The organism is Rhizobium leguminosarum bv. viciae (assembly GCF_012276115.1).
Taxonomy (GTDB): Bacteria; Pseudomonadota; Alphaproteobacteria; order Rhizobiales; family Rhizobiaceae; genus Rhizobium; species Rhizobium leguminosarum_T.
In genome coordinates this window covers 451728-467870 of the sequence record NZ_WIEU01000004.1, presented here as the reverse complement: position 1 = coordinate 467870, position 16143 = coordinate 451728, and the positions used below count along the sequence as shown (strand labels likewise).

Sequence of the window (16143 nt, the reverse complement as noted above, 5' to 3'; positions counted from 1 at the left end):
ATGGTCGGAAATCGGGCAAATGGACGGCGATGACCACCGGGGCGTTGCCACATCAACCAATAGTCGAGTCAGGCAGATATTTCTAGCCGTGGCTCTGGCAACGACAACCACAGGGCAAACGAAGAGGGAATGATACCTGCCGTTACCGTCATTCGCCTCCGACGAGAAGCAGTGGAGAGTGCCGCAGAAATGAAAGACGATGCCGCAGCGCTTGCGGATATCTCACATCCTGACTGTCATGCCGCCGTCCACCGTCAGCACGTGACCGTTGACGAAGGAGGCGGCGTTGCTTGCAAGAAACAGCGCCGCGCCGGCGATCTCGTCCGGGCGTCCCCAGCGCTGAACCGGGATGCGCTGGCGCACGAAGGGCATCAATTCCTCGTTTGCAGCCATCGCCGCGTTCGTCTCGGTGGCAAACCAGCCGGGCGCAATCGCATTGCTGGTGATCCCATGCGGGCCGAATTCGACCGCCATGCCGCGCATCAGTCCGGTCAGGCCCTGTTTGGCTGCCGGATAGACGCAATCGCCGGGCATGACGACATGGCCGCTGATCGAGGTCACCGCGATCAGGCGGCCGTGATTGCGTCGCTTCATCAGCACGGCAGCGTCGCGCGACAGCGTCATCGCCGCCGCCAGGTCGGTGCGCAGCAGCTCGATGATGGCATCATCGTCGAATTCGGCCAGAGGCCGCCTGTCGCGGGCGCCGACATTGTTGATCAAAATATCGAGACGGCCATGGATCTTGTCGATATCGGCCATCGCAGCACGCTGTGCCTCGCGGTCGGCGATGTCGAATGCGGCGGCCTCCGCCGTGCCGCCCGCGGCGCGGATAGTCCTGACGGCGCCTTCCAACGTCGCCGCCGTGCGTCCGTTGACGATGACATGCGCACCGGCCTCGGCAAGGGCGCGCGCCATCTCGAAGCCCAGCCCACGGCCGCCGCCCGTCACCAGCGCCACCTGACCTGCCAGTGAAAATCTATCCAATACGCTCATAGTTTTCGTCGCTCTCAACCGGGCCCGTCGCGACAATTAATGGACTCAGTCAACTAATTTGGCAATAGCCGAACGACGGCATCGATGATCGTGCGAGGTGCGGCTTAGCCGAACAAGCCGGCCAGCCAGCGTGGATCGAGATGACGTTCCAATTCCTCGGCGATCTCGTTGAGCGCCTGCTCGACGCTCTCGCGGTAATTCCGCTGCTCGCCTGATAGGCCAAAGCTTTGAAGCAGCCGGGCGCGGTAGGCGTCACTCCCGAACAGCCCGTGCAGATAGGTGCCCATGATCCGGCCGTTGGCCGACAACGCCCCGCCGGGCGCGCCGTCGATGATTGCCGAAGGCCGATCGCAATCCGGGCCGCGGGTGATGCCGAGATGGATCTGGTAGCCGGCAAGCGGCGCGTCATCATACTCGGTCGAATGGGCCTGGCTGTTGCGCACGGTCTTCTCCGACGCCATCTCGGTCTCGATCTCAAGCAACCCAAGCCCCGGCGTCTTGAGCGCCCTGCCCTCGATGCCGAGCGGATCGTGCACCATGCGGCCGAGCATCTGGTAACCGCCACAGATGCCGATCACCCGGCCGCCGCGCCTGACATGTGCCTGGAGATCGCGGTCCCAGCCCTCAGCCCTGAAGTCGGCGAGATCCGATATCGTCGATTTCGAGCCGGGAAGCACGACGAGGCTCGCGTCGGCAGGTATCCGCTCGCCTGATCGCACGAAGACCAGCTCGACATCCGGCTCGCTCCGCAGCGGATCGAGATCGTCGAAATTGGCGATGCGTGGCAGCACCGGCACGGCGATCTTCAGCGCGCCCGTCCCGCCCCTCGCCAACCGCTCGAGCACGGCCGAATCTTCGGCCGGCAGGCGCGCGGCACCCCGCAGCCACGGCACGATGCCGAAACACGGCCAGCCGGTAAAACCTTCGATGGCGCGGATGCCGTCGTCAAACAGCGAGACGTCGCCGCGGAACTTGTTGATGATATAGCCCGCAATCATCGCCCGGTCGCCATCCTCGATGATCGCATGCGTGCCGACCAGCGAGGCGATGACGCCACCGCGGTCGATATCGCCGACGAGTACGACGGGTACGCCGGCCCGCGTGGCAAAACCCATATTGGCGATATCGCCGGCCCTGAGATTGATCTCGGCCGGCGATCCGGCGCCCTCGACGATAACGAGGTCGGCCCCCGCAGCCACGTTTTCGAAACTCTCGAGCACGGCGCCGAGCAGTTGTGGCTTCAGTCGCTGGTAGTCCCGCCCCTTCGCCTGTCCGAACACCCTGCCCTGGACGATGATCTGACTGCCGTTTTCCGATTGCGGCTTGAGCAGCACCGGGTTCATGTGGACCGAGGATGGCGTGCGCGCCGCCAGCGACTGCAGCCACTGCGCCCGGCCGATCTCGCCGCCGTCATCGGCGACCGCCGCATTGTTCGACATGTTCTGCGGCTTGAACGGGCGGACCGTCAGCCCGCGATTGGCCGCCAGCCGGCAGAGGCCTGCGACCAGAACCGTCTTGCCGACATCGGAGCCGGTTCCCTGCAGCATGATCGCTCTTGCCATGGTGGCCCGCATTCGCCTCTCGTTCACGCGAGGCCTACAATAGGCGGTAATCCCGGGTCAAGACTTGGCCCGGATCGACACTTGGCTTGGGGCAACTTCCCACGCAAACGCGAAAACCGCGCATGGCCTTGGCTCTGCGCGGTTTGCCGAAAACTCAGGCGTCTTCGCCCTTACACGGCGAAGCTCGCTTTCTCCGGTACGCACTACCTCAACCGGAGAAGCGGCGGTCATTGCTGCCACGACCCAACTGATAACGGCACATTCTTACCGGAGAGTTATTGAAGGCTTACGCAAATGTTAATTTTGATCTTTTTTGACATTCTCGCCGAAATTTCTGCCGAAGATCCGCCGCCGGTCGCGAAGAGCGTGCATTTCGCCGGAAGGCGCCGTTTTCGGGATGCCGACATAAATTCTTCGAATTCAATAATTTAGTCACGCAACCATGAGCAGAAGATGGTTGATTTCTGCGAGCGAACGCGTAGGCTCCGTCAAAATGCGCCATTGTTGAACATGGCCTGCCCATGACCGGAAAGCCTGTTGCTGTATCGCCCGGCAGGCATTTTCCCTTCGGGTGCCGGAGAGATTTGTCGGTGGATTTCAGAGCCTGCTGCACGTCCGCCTAAGAAGAATTCGGGGAATGACGATGAAGACGTTTCTGATTCCGGCCGTCTTTGCCGCGGCTCTTTCTACCGTCGCGCCGGCCGAAGCCGCCGAATGCGGCAGCGTTTCGATCGCCGAAATGAAATGGGCCTCGGCAGGCATTGCGGCGAGTTTCGACAAGATCATCCTGGAAAAGGGCTACGGCTGCTCGGTCACCATCGTCGATGGCGACACCCTGCCGACCTTCGCCTCGATGAATGAGAAAGGCATCCCGGACATCGCCTCGGAATACTGGATCAATTCCGTCAGGTCCCTGCTCGATCAGGCCGTCAATACCGGCCGGCTGGTACAGGGGGCCGAAATCCTGGCCGACGGCGCCGTCGAGGGTTGGTGGATCCCGAAATTTATTGCCGACGCCCACCCCGATATCCGCTCGGTCGAGGACGCGCTGAAACATCCCGAACTCTTCCCCGCAGAGGACGACCCGTCGAAAGGCGCAGTTTACAACTGCCCCGCCGACTGGAGCTGCCAGATATCGACCACCAACCTGTTCAAGGCGCTTGCCGCCGACAAGAAGGGCTTCGAGCTCGTCGAGACCGGCAGTCCCGAACGGCTCGATGCGTCGATTGCCCGCGCCTTCGACAACAAGATCGGCTGGCTCGGTTATTACTGGGCGCCGACCGCCATCCTCGGCAAATACGACATGACGCGCCTGAGCTTCGGCGTCGGCCACAACAAGAATGAATGGGACCGCTGTACCGCGGTTGCCGGCTGCGCCAGGCCCGAGCTCAACTCCTACCCGGTCTCGCGCGCTTTCACACTGATGACCAGGTCCTTCGCCAGCCGCGCCGGACCTGTCACAACCTATCTCAAGACCCGCAAATGGGACAATGCGACGATCAACCAGGTTCTCGCCTGGCAGGACGAAAACCGCGAAAGCAACGAGGATGCCGCGATCTATTTCCTTCGCAATTACGAGAGTCTGTGGACGAAATGGGTGCCGGTCGATGTAGCCGAGAAGGTCAAGGCGAGCTTATAACGGCCAAAACACGATCAAGCATGGACGATTCGATGATTCCCTTTCCAGACCGCGATACTGTTGCGGAAAAGCTCGCTGCCCTGTCGGAGACCGACAAGTCCTACCTGGCGCTGCTCATGGAAAACGCCGCCCAGGACGACAACCTGCTCGACGGTCTGCGCCGCCATCTCGATCTTGCCGCCGGATCGCGTTTCCTGAACTCGCTGAAGCTTGAAAATCTGGGAATGTGGCTCGGGGGCCAAGCGCCGGATCGGCTGCAGATCCGGCTCATGGAAACCGCCCGCTCTGGTCAACATCCCGCCTACCAAGCCTTCCGGACCGGCCTCAGCCGATCCGGTGGCCTCGAAAAAGCCTATCCCCCGGTCATCCGCTAGGATGATCAGAACCGGGTCATCTGATCCCTCGGTCAGCATCTGATCCGGCGATTCTAGCAGCGATCTGAACGGTCGTTACTTCTTCGCGGCGCGGTCGACTGAGCGGCCGGCATCCTGCGTGGCGTTCACGGTGTTTGCCGTATCTTTTCCTATGCCGCGGATCGTGTTGCCGCAGGAAGAAACGGCAAGAAGAACCATCAAGGCTGCGGCAATTTTGGCCGTTGTCGTCATCTCGGATATCCTTGTTTGAAATCAACCCCGAACGGCGACAATTGCCGTCCGCGCCGATAACGCACGACAAACCAAAAGGTTCACTGGCTATAAGGATACCCGCTACAGCCGCGCGTCCGATAGGACGCGCCACCATTTTCGATCGGCGCAATCCTGTCCGATGCAGCTAGGCGGCGACCGCCTTTGCTCTCTCGGCAAAGGCGCCGCGAATGCTGTCAGCCACCGTCTCGATCGGCCCGGATACCTGCGAGGCGGTCAGCAGGCGGATATCGAAGGCGCCGAGCTCCGGCAACCCTTCCTGGGGGCCGAGGATCGCCATGTCCTCGTTGACATAGGACAGCGGCAACGGCGCGATGGCGAGATCGGAAAGTACGGCGGCGCGCTGCGCCATCGTGTGACCGCTGAGATAGGCGACGCGATAATGCCGCTTGTTGCGTTCGAGCTGGGAGAGTGCTTCCTGGCGCCAGATGCAGCCATCCTCCCAGATCGAGATCGGCAGCGGATCGCGCCGATGCGCCGAGCCGCACTTGGCGCCGGCCCAGACCAGCCGCTCGCGGAACACCACCTCACCGCCCGTTGGGAACGGCCGTGTCGCACAGTTGATCAAGGCCAGGTCGAGCCGCTGCTCCTCCATGCGCTTCTTCAGCCCGATGCTCATGTCGATGGTCACATCGACCATGATGCCGGGATAGCTCTCGGCGAAACTCTTCAAGATGCTCGGCAGCAGCCGTTCGCCGATATCCTCCGGCGCGCCGAGCCGCACGACGCCACTGAGTTCCGGCATGATGAAGCGCGACACTGCCTCGTTCGACAGCGCCAGGATGTTGCGGGCATAGGACAGCAACATCTCGCCGTGGCGCGTCAGCGACACCGAGCGGGCGTCGCGCAGAAACAGCGTCGCCCCCAGCTGTTCTTCAAGCTTCTTGATCTGCATCGATACCGCTGACGGCGTGCGGAAGACAGCCTCTGCGGCGGTCGAAAAATTGCCTGTTTCGGCGATCGCCACGAAGGTACGCAGCACTTCGTTGTCAAGCAGCGGAATGGGACGGCGAAAGGGAATACTCATCGTCGCATCTTTCAATTTTTCTGATTTATAACCCCATATCATTTTGTTTGATTGAATGTCAATTGACACCCATATTTCGAGCGTCGGCAGCTAAATGCAGCAAAAGGAGGCCCGACATGTCTCAAACAAGCATCTGGAATATCGTACAGGCCCTTTCCGCATTCAAGTCGCAGAGACGCAGGGATGCGAACCATGAGCATGCGCTCCGGGAACTAAGGCGTTTTCCGCCACATCTGCTGGCAGATTGTCAGCGCGAGATGGAGTTAACCGTCCCGGAGCGCCGCGATGCGATGGGACGCGGTAGAGACGCTTCATCGTTTTGAATCCGCTCAGGATCTGGACAGATCGATGGCAGTCCACTTGCAACGTCCGCTCGACCTGCGCCGCAGCGGCCGATCGACAGCCGAACGGCGGTCACAACCCGCCCAGCAGTTTGAACGCTATGATCCACATCGTGAAAGCGACGAGCGTTTCCAGCATGCGCCAGGATGAGGGTTTCGAGAAGATCGGCCGCAACCGTTTCGCGCCATATCCGAGCGAAAAGAAGAACAGGAAGGACCCCGTCACCGCCCCTGCCGCAAAAGAAGCCTGCTCTCCCGGATATCGTGTCGATATCGTGCCGAGCAGCACCACGGTGTCGAGATAGACATGCGGATTGAGCCAGGTGAGTGCGAGGCAGGTTGCCAGCGTCTGCCGAAAGCTCGATGGCTTGGCTTCCGCGGCCGTGAGAGCGGCGGACGACCGCAAGGCGGAATAGAGGCTTCTTGCCCCGTACCAGACCAGAAACATAGCTCCCCCGTAGCGCATGACGGGATCGAGCCAGGGCATGAACCTGGCGATTTGATGGAGGCTGGTTACACCAAGCACGATCAGCGCGGCATCCGATACCGCGCATGCGAGGCAGACGGCGAAGACATGTTCGTTGCGCAAGCCCTGGCGCAGGATGAAGGCGTTCTGCGCGCCGATGGCGACGATCAGGCTGAGGCCCATCATCAGGCCGGTTCCATAGATCGAAAAATTCATCTCTTCGGCCAACGCCCCTCATTTCGGTGAGGTTGCGCTATCGCTATTTCGAGAATTAGGCTAGTTAATCTAGCTTACCCAGATTAAGAGAAACTAATCCATGCTCGACTATCCCGCTCTTCGCGCCGTCGCAACTATTGTCCAGACAGGCAGCTTCGAAAGAGCTGCGACCGCCTTGAACGTGACCCCTTCGGCCATTTCGCAGCGCGTGAAGCAGCTCGAGGAGCGTCTCGGCGTCGTCCTCATCGTCAGAGGCACGCCGTGCACAGCGACCGAAAAGGGAGAATGGCTCTGCCGCCATATGGAGAATGTCGGCATGCTCGAAGCAGAACTCTTCGGGCACCTGCCCGCCCTCGTCGATCCCGACGAACCACGCCAAAGGGTCACGCTTCAAATCGCGACGAACGCCGACAGCCTCGGAACATGGTTCGTCGAGGCCATGTCGAGTTTTGCCAAAAGCTCTTCCTATCTGCTGAACGTCGCCGTCGACGACCAGGACCATACCGCCGAATGGCTACAGCGCGGACGGGTGATCGCCGCCGTTACCAGCTTGGAAAAACCGGTTCGCGGATGCCGGCGTTTTGCCCTCGGCGTTCTGCGTTACCATGCAACGGCAACCCCCGACTTCGTCACAAGCCATTTTCCGCAGGGCGTGACATCAGAGGCGATCCGCAACGCTCCGGCGCTGACCTTCAATCAAAAGGACAGGCTGCAGAGCAGTTGGATCAGGCGAACATTCGGACGCGATCTCGATTATCCCACCCACTGGCTGCCGTCGCCGCAGAGCTTCGTCGAGGCGAGCCTTTCAGGCATGGGATGGGGAATGAACCCGACCCAGCTGACCCGCGAGCACCTCGCATCCGGACGGCTGATCGAGCTGGTGCCCGACACGCCACTCGATGTCCCGCTCTACTGGCAGATAAATCGCCTCGCCGCCGACCGCCTGGCGGATCTGACACGCGAAGTCGTCACCGTGGCCAAGCGCCGCCTTTGATGCATCACTCAAAAATGCAGCATCATCCCGCTGAACGGGTCGCTTTTATCAGACGTAAGCCGTGCGGCTGCCGAACTCGCTGGTCTCGTCAAAATTCGTCGTGCCGATACGCTCGCTTTCGCCGGAAAGTTCTTTCGGAGCGCCACCGGCAGGCTTCGATGCAGCAGACGCCTGAGTTTGGCTGCTCTCGCTCGCTTCGATCTTGGCAATCTTCGCTTCCAGCGTCGCGATGGATTTTTCGATCGTAGCCTTCTCTTGCTCGTCCTGCGTTTCCGACAGGGCTGCCTGCTTTTCGGCAAGCTGCGCCTCAAGAGAGGCAAGCTGATCCGACGAACTGGAAGACGAGGTTGAAGCGGCTGAACTCAAAATGGTGGATGCAGAACTGGAAATTGCGCTGACCATGAGCATGAATTTCGATGATGGAATGCCATCGTTCTAGCCACGGATGGCAAAGGTTCGATAAATAAAGTACCGGATAGTACCAAAATAATGAGAGGGCTACGCGAATAGCGCTCTCCTATGCTATGGCGATGATCTCCAGTTCCTGGCCACCTGTCTCGACCATATCCCCGACAGCCTTGCCCATCAGGAGCCGCGCCACCGGGGAGACATAGGAAATGGACCCGGCCTTCGGATCGGCCTCGTCCTCCCCGACAATGCGATAGGTCTGCACACGCCCGTCGTCACGACGGAAAGTCACCGTGCTGCCGAAGGCGACGGTATCGATTGACGTAGGGGCAGGCATGAGCTGAGCGGTGCGAAGTCTTGCGGCTAAGTAGCGAAGATCACGCAAGGGATTGGCCGTCTGCCGCCGCCGTTCGTTCACGTCTTCGATGGGGCTCGCCGCATCATAAGCCTCGCGAGCCTGCTGAAACTGCAATTCCAGAGCCTTCAATCCCGCTTCCGTGACGAGGTTCGGATGCGGCGAAATCGGACGATCGGGCAGCAGGGTTTCCGAAGCGGTTTCGAAACTCTCTTCCTTGGTGAAAGCGACGGCCAATCTCGAACTCCGTTTTAAACACACGCGCAGGTTAGTGGGGGATTATCCCAGGTTCGGAAGCATACACCGAGCGCCGACAAACCGCCAATCTTGCCATCTGGGCAAACCTCTACGACCCCGAGGCAAAGGGAACGTCCTAGCCGACATTGCGTTTATCTCATCCGGAGGCACCGTAGCGCAGGAGGAACGAATGCCCCGCCAGCAGCGAAGGAGCGGCAACATCGTCAGGATCAGACGATGCCTTCACTCCTGACCGACGCGATGCCGCTCACACCAAGCTGGTGGGACATCGCTGCACGGATCGTACTGACGGTGGTCGCCGGCGGCCTCATCGGTCTCGACCGCGAGCGCGGCGGTCACGCCGCAGGCTTCAGGACTACGATCCTGGTGGCGCTTGCCGCTTGCCTGGCGATGATCCAAGCCAATCTCCTTCTATCGACCTACGGAAAAACGTTCAGCTTTTTCACGCAAATGGACGTGCTGCGCTTTCCCCTCGGCGTGCTCACGGGCGTCGGCTTCATCGGCGGCGGAGTGATCCTGAGGCGCGGCGACACGATGACGGGCGTCACGACGGCCGCGACCATGTGGTTCATGACCGTCGTCGGCCTCTGCTTCGGCGGCGGCCAGATCGTGACGGGGACGGTGGCCACCCTGGTAGCCTTCATCGTGTTGTCGCCGATGAAGCAACTGGACACGTGGCTGCGATCCGAACGCAAGGCAACGCTCGTGATCTACTGTCCGAACTCCGGTATTCCCGATCTGTCGGATGTGCTTAGCCCTCTCGAATGCAGCGCGCTGTTCGGATCGCTGAAACGGACCGAGGACGGCCGCATCGGGGCGGCCTTCGAATTGCGCTGGCTCACGAAAGATCCAGACGCATCCGCCCGCACAATCCTGGCCGCCGTCTCCGAGTCGTACGACGTCGCGGAATTTTCCATACAATCGACGACGACCTGAGCCGGGAACGCGATGATTTCGCCGTCTATTTCGAGGCGTGTTCCGGTTTGCCCTTTCTCTTGGTCGAGGCAAACTCTTCGAGTTGCTTTTCGCTCATGGACTCGACCATCTGCTTCGAAGCGCCCTTGAGCTCCTTCTTCGGCGTCTCGCCGCGCTTTGCCGAGAGCGCGGCACCCGCAGCCTTTTGCTGGGCTTTCGACTTGGCTGGCATATTCGATCTCCTTGTATCTGAATAAAGTGCCCGCGGTCGTCAGAGCTTCCTGAGTTCGTCGGGCTTGTGCGCGGCTCGCTTTCCCGTTTTTTCGCTTTCGACGATATACTGCGGCTCTGCCACCGTGGCCTTCACTGTGTGACCCTTGATCTTCGTCTGGCTGGTCTGCCTCCTAATCACGTTGCCCTTGGTCTTTCCCTGGCTGGTATTCCAGCTGACCTCATCGCCCCTCTTCAATTGCTTCGACATGGCGGGTTCCTTTAAAAGCATGATGCCGAAAAGTGTGAGCGGTTTTCGGACGACATCATGCTCCAACCATCCTGTTCAAGGAGGCTGCGGCCCGCAAGCCGCAGCCGACAGGCTGTCAGTTGATGGTAGCCCACTGGCTTCGGACATCCCTGACGTTCTTCGACAGATGGACGTGTGCGTCCACGTGATCGACCCAATCGAGCGGGATCAAGTGGTGCTTTCCATCCCCCGAGTCGGTCTTCGTCAGTTTGATGCGCGTGGGCCCGTCGAGATGATCGACTGTGCCGACATGGGTGCCGTCGGCAGCCCGAACTTCCATATGTTCACGGATCTGATCTGCAGAAATCATCGTTTCCTCCTTTGCATCATTGCCAGATACGAAGCGGCAACGAGGTGGAGCGGACTTGGTTCCAAACATCCGCGACCGTGTTCAATCAGCAGTCACGTCCCAATTGTCACCTGGGTTGAAGGTCCTGACACCAGCAGCTATTTTTTCGGTCTCCCGGCCGAGATCGGCCTGGTAGACCGTGCCGTTCGCGTTGACTGCGAATGTGTGCACGCCGGTTTCGCCATATCGGATCGGCCAGGCGATAAGGGCAAATCCCGCGATCATATTGCCGTTGATCACATAATCGAACTTTCCACCCGCGATGTTCGGCCCCTGGCCGTCGATGATCCTGTAGCGATAGCCGTAATAGCCCTCGCCGGCCTTCGCCTTGTCAAGCGCAGCATTGTCTTCGAGGGCATTGCCCGCCGGGCTATCACCCTCGCCGAGATCAGGCGACCAATAGAGACCATCGGTTTTGCCGTCGCTGCTGATCAGTTTCTGGGCATATTCCAGAACGCCGTCACCGTCGTGGTCGGCGGAAGAATATTCCTTTTGGGCGTCGACATAGGCCTTCATCGTGTCGATGGTCTGCAATTCGTTCTCGCCGACGCGACGATTGATGATCTCCTCGAACCCGGCATAGGTATCGAAACCCCATTTGCCATCGTCGCCCTTCACGATCGGAAATGGCAGCGGCCATAATTTGTCGCCGATCTCGATGATCTTGCGGTCATCGACGTCCTTCACGACGATCTTCTTGCTTGTGCCGTCCCGGATCTGTGCGTAGGTGTCCATCACGCCTTCGCCTGCCTTCGCTTTCGCTGCATCGATACCCAGCAGCGCCGTAAACTTGTCGAAGTCGTCGGCCGCCAAGGCCGCCTTGAAAGCGTCGACGGCCTGTTCCGCCGTCTCGAATACGGGCGGATCGCTCTGCGAAGCGAAGCCTGAGATGACGGTCGCATCGGATGGCTCTGCTGCAGATGCCGGAACCGGATTGGTGGCGAGAGCCGCAAAAGCGAACACCGAACCCAGAAGCATGTTTCTGACTGACTTCGTCATGACTTTCCTCCTTCTTTCGGTCACCGACGACCGCCGCCGCGGCCACCACCGCCGCGGCCGCCGCCACCGCCGTGCATTGCTCTACCGCCGCCGCGATTACTCCCGGCCATGGCCTGTCTGCCGCGGTTGGACTGCATCTGGGCGCGCTTGCCGCTGTCGACCTGACCGAGGGCTGATGGCTTTCTCGGCCGGCTGTCGACCCGGGCCGCAGGCTTCGGCTTTGCGACCGGGCGTTTGGCGTTGACCCCGGGCCTTGCTTTTTCGCCAGTTCTGTTCGCCGTCCTTGCGTCGGGCCTGCGGTTCTGCGCAGCCTGCGCTGCCTTCCCGCCCCCAGGAGCCGCTCCCGCATTGCTTACCTTGTTGCCAGCAGCACTGATCCTGTCCGCATCGATCTTGCTCTTGCGGACATCGTTGACGCTGACTTTACCTGGCCGGTCGCGAACCGCGTTCGCACGATCGTTGCCTCTAGCTCCGACCCTGTTGCCGGGATTCGCCTCGATACTGCTCCGGAAGGAGCTGCGGTCGATATTGTTGAACTGTGCGCCGTCGAACCCGATCTTGCTGCGATCGACATTCTTCCAGTCGACGTCGTTGATATTCACTTTACCGTTGATGTTGTTGAGGCAATTGTTGCAGTCGATATCGACGTTGCCGTTCCAGCGCCCGCCCCATACGCCCCAACGGTTCCAGTCGACGGCAGCCGCCCACACTGCTCCGGTCACCACGCCCGCGAAAAAGGTGGCGGTCGGATAGTAGTAGTTCGGATATGGCTCGGAATAGTAGCCGATCGGCGCGGCCGCATAGTTCGGTTCATACAGCATCTCCGGCGCATACTGCGGAACGTAGATCTTATCGGGACTGGCGGAGACGATCACGACGTTGTCGTTCTCCTGGCTGACCTTGATCTTGTCGTCCGTTTTGATGATGCCGTCGGCGACCGCTTTGTCGCGCAGTTGCTGTATGGCGATTAGAACGTCCTTCTGCTGGTAGGAGAGCGCCTCTCCGAGAGACTGCGTCCAGTCTAGGTCGTCGCTCATCATCGTGACGATCTGGGGATAGTTCAGCAGCGATACGATGCTGCCGTCCCACGTCGTCTTCGGCTTGAGCCCGGGCTGCTTCTTCAAGGTGTCGAGAAACCGGGCTGCTTCCACGACCTGCAGCGGATAGAGCGACGCCGATGTGACGAGCGCGACCAGTTCGTCCGGATAAAGTGCGATCCGCGCCACCAGGATTTCGAGTTCGTCCTCGCTCAGCGGCGCCGGCGCGTCGTCTTCCGCCGCGACGGGACTGGAAGCGGCAGGCTCCTGCGCAGCGGCGATCGGCATCGGATGTGGCGAAAACGGGAACCCTGCAAAAGGCAGGAACAGTCCCGTGGCGAGTAACAATGCATGAGGTCTAGCCATCTCAAATCCTCCTTGCGGTCAGACATGGTGTGTAGGCTGTCGACTATTGTATCTTCGCTCGTGCCGCATACTCCTCCGAGTAGAGGAGGATTGATAGCTAAACATCGGCCAAGCCGTCTTTTGCTCCAAATTTATAGCAAAGACAGCTCCAGGCGTAGTCTCGGGACTGATCTAGGACGTATGTTACAGTAACACACTTACAAAAGCAGAATTCAGCGCGCAGGCTAAAATCGACCGCAGGCCCCTCGATCGCGAAGTCATGGGCACGGACCACAGCCTCATTTGAAGGCGATATGGCACGCCAATTATCAGTGACCGCGAGGGCGCGTGATGAATGCTGAATCCCAGCGCCTCCGGGAGGCGCGAGACGGAAAAGCCGACTGGAAGAAATGGGGGCCCTACCTGTCCGAACGGCAGTGGGGAACAGTCCGCGAGGATTACAGCGAGGGTGGCGATGCATGGGACTACTTCACCCACGACCAGGCCCGGTCGCGCGCCTATCGCTGGGGCGAGGACGGTCTGGCGGGTATCAGTGACAGCAAACAGCGGTTGTGTTTTGCGCTGGCCCTCTGGAATGGACAGGATCCCATCCTGAAGGAGCGGCTGTTCGGCCTTACCAACAGTGAGGGTAATCACGGCGAGGATGTGAAGGAGTACTACTTCTACCTGGATTCGACGCCGACCCACTCATACATGAAGTATCTCTATAAATACCCTCAAGCCGCCTACCCCTACGACGACCTGGTGAACACCAACAGCCGGCGTGGGAAAGGCGATCTCGAATACGAACTGATCGACACCGGCGTGTTCGACGCCGATCGCTACTTCGACGTCTTCGTCGAATATGCCAAGGCAGCACCCGAGGACATCCTTGTCGAGATCACCATTGCCAATCGCGGTCCGGAAGTGGCCACTCTGCACGTGCTGCCGACATTATGGTTCAGGAATAGATGGTCCTGGGGTGAAAAACGTGACAAGCCAACCCTGGAACGTGTGGAGCCGAATGACGCTCCAGCTGTGATCGCGGCCAAAGTCGCGCCTGGGCTGCCGGCAGAAGCGGACGGCACACGATATCTCTATTGCGACGGCTCGCCGGCACTGCTGTTCACGGAGAATGAAACGAACACGCAACGTCTGTTCGACGTTCCAAACACTACTCCGTTCGTCAAGGACGGGATTGACAGTTTCGTCGTGCATGCCCGCGCCGACGCCGTGAACCCGCAGCAGATCGGCACCAAGGCCGCGGCCCATTACGTCGTCATCGTGGATGCCGGGCAATCCCGGACCTTGCGGTTGCGGCTCTGCGACGTGCCGCCGGCTGCAGGATCTAAACATGTCCGGCCAATGTTCGATCGTTCGTTCGACGACGCGATGCAGGCGCGCCGGCGCGAAGCCGACGAGTTCTACGCTTCGATCACGCCGCCATCGATGACGGCCGACGCGGCCGATGTCATGCGTCAGGCTCTGGCAGGCATGATGTGGGGCAAGCAGTTCTATCTATACGACGTGAACAGATGGCTGGACGAACACGGCGTCGATCCGTTCGATCCGAAGCGCCGGATCGCACAGCGCAACGACGGCTGGCACCACATGTACAATGCCGACATCATCTCCATGCCGGACAAATGGGAATACCCCTGGTATGCGGCCTGGGATCTGGCATTCCAGGTGATCGCGCTGACGATGGTCGATCCCGACTTCGGCAAGGATCAGATCGATCTGATGCTGCGCGAAGCCTATATGCATCCGAACGGGCAGATACCGGCGTACGAGTGGAACTTCGGCGACGTCAACCCGCCTGTCCACGCCTGGGCGACGATCTTCACCTACCGTCTGGAGCAGGCGCGGTCAGGCAAAGGCGACGTCGCCTGGCTTCAGAGATCCTTCCAGAAACTGCTTCTGAACTTCACCTGGTGGGTCAACCGCAAGGACCGATCCGGCAAGAATGTCTTCGAAGGCGGCTTCCTTGGGCTGGACAATATCGGGGTGTTCGACCGCAGTGCGCCGCTGCCGACCGGGGGTTACCTCGAGCAGGCAGACGGCACCGCATGGATGGCGCTCTACTGCCAGAACATGATGGAGATCGCCAGCGAACTGGCTCTCAAGGGTGCCGGCGGCGAGGAGATGGTGCTCAAGTTTACGCAGCATTTCCTATGGATAGCGTCGGCGATGATCCACGCAGGCGACGAGGTCGGAATGTGGGACGAGGAAGACGGGTTCTTCTACGACGTCCTCCGCCTGCCGGATGGGCAGGCCCAGCGTCTCAAGGTCCGCTCTATGGTCGGCTTGCTCCCGCTCTGCGCCGCCACAGCGTTCGAGGGCGACCTTTACCAACGGTATCCCGAAGTCACCCGGCAGATGAAGCATTTCTTCGATACCCGCCCGGAATTGATCGCCTTCATCCATGACCCGCGCAAGCCGGGCCACGCCGATCGCCGGCTCGCCTCGATACTGGACGAAAGCAAGCTCCGTCGTGTGCTGTCGACGATGCTCGACGAAAATGAATTCCTCAGTCCCTACGGCATCAGGGCACTGTCGCGTTACCACGATGAGCACCCCTACGTCTTCCAGGTCGGCGATCATGAGCACCGCGTAGCCTATCTCCCGGCGGAATCCGACAGCGGCATGTTTGGCGGAAACTCGAATTGGCGCGGTCCAATATGGATGCCGATGAACGGTCTGATCATCCGGGCGCTGCTGCAATACTACAGTTACTACGGCAACGATTTCACCGTCGAATGTCCCACGGGTTCCGGCCGTCACATGAACCTCTATCAGGTCGCCGAGGAACTTACCCAGCGCTTGTCGGCCATCTTCCTGCGAGGGAACGACGGCAAGCGGCCCGTCTTCGGCGGGCAAGCCAAGTTCCAGGACGATCAGTACTGGCGCGACTGTCTGCAGTTCTACGAATATTTTCACGGCGACAACGGCGCCGGTCTTGGCGCGAACCATCAGACGGGCTGGACCGGGTTCATCGCTCGGGCGATGCATCTGTTCGCCTCGGGTTCTGCTGAGACGTGGCTTGAACGCGCCAAGACCTCCTAGAGCAATTTC

At 60.2% G+C, this 16143-nt stretch carries 17 protein-coding genes and 1 pseudogene; 6 read left to right on the top strand and 12 right to left on the bottom strand.

What is annotated here, in order from left to right; translation table 11 throughout:
- Positions 1 to 222: 222 nt before the first annotated feature.
- Complete coding sequence (locus GFM02_RS10755) at positions 223 to 993, bottom strand: SDR family oxidoreductase (protein ID WP_168321643.1); 771 nt, start codon at positions 991 to 993, stop codon at positions 223 to 225.
- Between the two features lie 104 nt (positions 994 to 1097).
- Positions 1098 to 2555 (bottom strand): cobyric acid synthase, encoded by a 1458-nt coding sequence (locus tag GFM02_RS10750; protein ID WP_168321689.1) that lies wholly within the window; start codon positions 2553 to 2555, stop codon positions 1098 to 1100.
- 637 nt (positions 2556 to 3192) lie between these two features.
- On the opposite strand from GFM02_RS10750, the gene GFM02_RS10745 reads away from it, so the two are divergent.
- Both GFM02_RS10745 and GFM02_RS10740 read left to right on the top strand, forming a co-directional pair.
- On the top strand, positions 3193 to 4194 hold the full coding sequence (locus tag GFM02_RS10745) for a glycine betaine ABC transporter substrate-binding protein (RefSeq protein WP_205930252.1): 1002 nt from the start codon (positions 3193 to 3195) through the stop codon (positions 4192 to 4194).
- A 20-nt stretch (positions 4195 to 4214) separates the two neighbouring features.
- Positions 4215 to 4568, top strand: a complete 354-nt coding sequence (locus GFM02_RS10740; RefSeq protein WP_168321641.1) for a hypothetical protein — start codon at positions 4215 to 4217, stop codon at positions 4566 to 4568.
- A 75-nt stretch (positions 4569 to 4643) separates the two neighbouring features.
- Here GFM02_RS10740 and GFM02_RS10735 read toward each other — a convergent pair whose 3' ends face one another.
- Both GFM02_RS10735 and GFM02_RS10730 read right to left on the bottom strand, forming a co-directional pair.
- A complete protein-coding gene (locus tag GFM02_RS10735; protein ID WP_168269946.1) occupies positions 4644 to 4799 on the bottom strand; it encodes an entericidin in 156 nt (51 codons plus the stop codon).
- A gap of 166 nt (positions 4800 to 4965) precedes the next feature.
- Positions 4966 to 5907, bottom strand: coding sequence for a LysR family transcriptional regulator (locus GFM02_RS10730; protein WP_017960848.1), 942 nt, complete (start codon positions 5905 to 5907; stop codon positions 4966 to 4968).
- A gap of 74 nt (positions 5908 to 5981) precedes the next feature.
- Here GFM02_RS10730 and GFM02_RS35550 point away from each other — a divergent pair.
- Positions 5982 to 6169 (top strand): annotated as a pseudogene (locus GFM02_RS35550) (hypothetical protein).
- Positions 6170 to 6279: 110 nt separating this feature from the next.
- On the opposite strand, the gene GFM02_RS10720 reads toward GFM02_RS35550, so the two are convergent.
- The gene (locus GFM02_RS10720) at positions 6280 to 6888 is read right to left on the bottom strand and encodes a LysE/ArgO family amino acid transporter (protein WP_020050356.1); all 609 of its coding nucleotides are present in this window, start codon (positions 6886 to 6888) and stop codon (positions 6280 to 6282) included.
- Between the two features lie 100 nt (positions 6889 to 6988).
- Here GFM02_RS10720 and GFM02_RS10715 point away from each other — a divergent pair, with 100 nt between their 5' ends.
- Positions 6989 to 7882: a LysR family transcriptional regulator ArgP gene (locus GFM02_RS10715; protein WP_168321640.1), complete on the top strand. Its 894-nt coding sequence runs from the start codon at positions 6989 to 6991 to the stop codon at positions 7880 to 7882.
- A gap of 48 nt (positions 7883 to 7930) precedes the next feature.
- On the opposite strand, the gene GFM02_RS10710 is transcribed toward GFM02_RS10715, so the two are convergent.
- Together GFM02_RS10710 and greA are read right to left on the bottom strand one after the other, a co-directional pair.
- The gene (locus tag GFM02_RS10710; RefSeq protein ID WP_168321639.1) at positions 7931 to 8290 is read right to left on the bottom strand and encodes a hypothetical protein; all 360 of its coding nucleotides are present in this window, start codon (positions 8288 to 8290) and stop codon (positions 7931 to 7933) included.
- 109 nt (positions 8291 to 8399) lie between these two features.
- Entirely contained in the window at positions 8400 to 8882 is a 483-nt protein-coding gene (greA, locus tag GFM02_RS10705) for a transcription elongation factor GreA (RefSeq protein WP_025394936.1), read from the bottom strand.
- Positions 8883 to 9119: 237 nt separating this feature from the next.
- On the opposite strand from greA, the gene GFM02_RS10700 reads away from it, so the two are divergent.
- Positions 9120 to 9839 (top strand): MgtC/SapB family protein, encoded by a 720-nt coding sequence (locus GFM02_RS10700; protein ID WP_168321638.1) that lies wholly within the window; start codon positions 9120 to 9122, stop codon positions 9837 to 9839.
- A gap of 25 nt (positions 9840 to 9864) precedes the next feature.
- Here GFM02_RS10700 and GFM02_RS10695 read toward each other — a convergent pair whose 3' ends face one another.
- The 5 genes from GFM02_RS10695 to GFM02_RS10675 form a co-directional block, all read right to left on the bottom strand.
- Positions 9865 to 10050, bottom strand: coding sequence for a DUF3008 family protein (locus GFM02_RS10695; protein ID WP_003564288.1), 186 nt, complete (start codon positions 10048 to 10050; stop codon positions 9865 to 9867).
- A gap of 39 nt (positions 10051 to 10089) precedes the next feature.
- Positions 10090 to 10299 carry a DUF2945 domain-containing protein gene (locus GFM02_RS10690; RefSeq protein WP_168321637.1) on the bottom strand — a complete coding sequence of 70 codons (210 nt, stop codon included), beginning with the start codon at positions 10297 to 10299 and terminating at the stop codon, positions 10090 to 10092.
- A 115-nt stretch (positions 10300 to 10414) separates the two neighbouring features.
- A complete protein-coding gene (locus GFM02_RS10685; RefSeq protein WP_168321636.1) occupies positions 10415 to 10648 on the bottom strand; it encodes a DUF2171 domain-containing protein in 234 nt (77 codons plus the stop codon).
- Between the two features lie 81 nt (positions 10649 to 10729).
- On the bottom strand, positions 10730 to 11686 hold the full coding sequence (locus tag GFM02_RS10680) for a DUF2950 domain-containing protein (RefSeq protein ID WP_168321635.1): 957 nt from the start codon (positions 11684 to 11686) through the stop codon (positions 10730 to 10732).
- Positions 11687 to 11706: 20 nt separating this feature from the next.
- A complete protein-coding gene (locus GFM02_RS10675) occupies positions 11707 to 13089 on the bottom strand; it encodes a DUF3300 domain-containing protein (RefSeq protein ID WP_168321634.1) in 1383 nt (460 codons plus the stop codon).
- Between the two features lie 330 nt (positions 13090 to 13419).
- On the opposite strand from GFM02_RS10675, the gene GFM02_RS10670 reads away from it, so the two are divergent.
- Positions 13420 to 16134, top strand: coding sequence for an MGH1-like glycoside hydrolase domain-containing protein (locus GFM02_RS10670; RefSeq protein WP_168321633.1), 2715 nt, complete (start codon positions 13420 to 13422; stop codon positions 16132 to 16134).
- The last annotated feature ends 9 nt before the right edge of the window (positions 16135 to 16143 follow it).

Coding starts and splice junctions, on each gene's coding strand:
- GFM02_RS10755 (WP_168321643.1), bottom strand. CDS start 993: ATGAGCGTATTGGATAGATTTTCACTGGCAGGTCAGGTGGCGCTGGTG.
- GFM02_RS10750 (WP_168321689.1), bottom strand. CDS start 2,555: ATGGCAAGAGCGATCATGCTGCAGGGAACCGGCTCCGATGTCGGCAAG.
- GFM02_RS10745 (WP_205930252.1), top strand. CDS start 3,193: ATGACGATGAAGACGTTTCTGATTCCGGCCGTCTTTGCCGCGGCTCTT.
- GFM02_RS10740 (WP_168321641.1), top strand. CDS start 4,215: ATGGACGATTCGATGATTCCCTTTCCAGACCGCGATACTGTTGCGGAA.
- GFM02_RS10735 (WP_168269946.1), bottom strand. CDS start 4,799: ATGACGACAACGGCCAAAATTGCCGCAGCCTTGATGGTTCTTCTTGCC.
- GFM02_RS10730 (WP_017960848.1), bottom strand. CDS start 5,907: ATGATATGGGGTTATAAATCAGAAAAATTGAAAGATGCGACGATGAGT.
- GFM02_RS10720 (WP_020050356.1), bottom strand. CDS start 6,888: ATGAATTTTTCGATCTATGGAACCGGCCTGATGATGGGCCTCAGCCTG.
- GFM02_RS10715 (WP_168321640.1), top strand. CDS start 6,989: ATGCTCGACTATCCCGCTCTTCGCGCCGTCGCAACTATTGTCCAGACA.
- GFM02_RS10710 (WP_168321639.1), bottom strand. CDS start 8,290: ATGCTCATGGTCAGCGCAATTTCCAGTTCTGCATCCACCATTTTGAGT.
- GFM02_RS10700 (WP_168321638.1), top strand. CDS start 9,120: ATGCCTTCACTCCTGACCGACGCGATGCCGCTCACACCAAGCTGGTGG.
- GFM02_RS10695 (WP_003564288.1), bottom strand. CDS start 10,050: ATGCCAGCCAAGTCGAAAGCCCAGCAAAAGGCTGCGGGTGCCGCGCTC.
- GFM02_RS10690 (WP_168321637.1), bottom strand. CDS start 10,299: ATGTCGAAGCAATTGAAGAGGGGCGATGAGGTCAGCTGGAATACCAGC.
- GFM02_RS10685 (WP_168321636.1), bottom strand. CDS start 10,648: ATGATTTCTGCAGATCAGATCCGTGAACATATGGAAGTTCGGGCTGCC.
- GFM02_RS10680 (WP_168321635.1), bottom strand. CDS start 11,686: ATGACGAAGTCAGTCAGAAACATGCTTCTGGGTTCGGTGTTCGCTTTT.
- GFM02_RS10675 (WP_168321634.1), bottom strand. CDS start 13,089: ATGGCTAGACCTCATGCATTGTTACTCGCCACGGGACTGTTCCTGCCT.
- GFM02_RS10670 (WP_168321633.1), top strand. CDS start 13,420: ATGAATGCTGAATCCCAGCGCCTCCGGGAGGCGCGAGACGGAAAAGCC.